The following is a 309-nucleotide window of genomic DNA, read 5'->3' as shown; positions in this document are numbered from 1 at the left end:
AACAAAGTCACGCGCAGGCTGCTGGACATCGGGCGCGGTGGTGATCAGCACCTCGCCCTCCAGCAGCTGCAGGCGGCGCAGGCCTGCGCTGTAGTCGATGTTCAAGGCCGTTGCGCCGTTCAGCACGATTTGGGTGCCGTCTTCCAGGCGCATGCGCTTGCGCTCGGCACGGGCCGTGCGCACATCGGCGCTCCAGCGCCGCCAAGGCAGCTGCTGCTCGGCCTGCCAGACGATGCCCGCACCAAACACCAGCAGCGCCAGGGTCTGCACCACCTGGCGGCGGCGCGCCGATCTCCGGGGCGCCAAGGC

At 69.9% G+C, this 309-nt stretch carries 1 protein-coding gene; it reads right to left on the bottom strand.

Translation table 11 applies throughout. The annotated features are described in order from the left end of the window. A partial coding sequence (locus tag H928_RS31790) for a FecR domain-containing protein (RefSeq protein WP_021028122.1) occupies window positions 1–309 on the bottom strand: 309 nt, incomplete at both ends.

This window comes from Comamonas sp. B-9, from assembly GCF_000410635.1.
Taxonomy (GTDB): domain Bacteria; phylum Pseudomonadota; class Gammaproteobacteria; order Burkholderiales; family Burkholderiaceae_C; genus Comamonas.
The sequence above is the reverse complement of the archived record's forward strand: the minus strand, read 5'-3'. Positions and strand labels throughout refer to the sequence as shown.